General features: G+C 62.6%; 1 pseudogene. It reads right to left on the reverse strand.

From position 1 onward, the window contains the following. Positions 1-91: 91 nt before the first annotated feature. A pseudogene (locus EN804_RS34705) lies at positions 92-438 on the reverse strand (condensation protein); the annotation flags it as partial.

The raw sequence follows: 438 nt of genomic DNA on the forward strand, positions 1-438 counted from the left end.
GCCCGAAGTAACGGCATGGATTCCAGGGTCTCCGCGACGGAGCTTCGCTCCTGCTTCGCCCTGGATGACGACCTCGCGATAGTCGGGCCCTTTACCCCGGATGCGTCATGTCCTCCGGCCACACCAGCCGATCATAGTCAGCTTCGCTGACCAGCCCGGTGGCCAAGGCCTCCTCGCGCAGCATGGCATCGAGGAACAATGGCAGCTCTTTACGGTAGCGGGCGAAGTCTCCCGCTTGTGTCAGCGCCGAGTCCGCATCGATGTGCAGGTTCAGTTCGCTGCCGTCATCTTCACCGCGGAAGGTAAGGTTGAACCCGTCGCCGGGACCATTCGCCAGAATGTGCCTGGCAACGGTGAGCCCGGCAAACACCGGCGCGCTGAACGGCAGGACATTGATGAGCGGCGAGAAGAAGAAGCGCCGGCCTTTCGGTATTTCCC

Origin of the sequence: Mesorhizobium sp. M8A.F.Ca.ET.161.01.1.1, from assembly GCF_004792105.1 — a bacterium.
Lineage (GTDB): Bacteria > Pseudomonadota > Alphaproteobacteria > Rhizobiales > Rhizobiaceae > Mesorhizobium.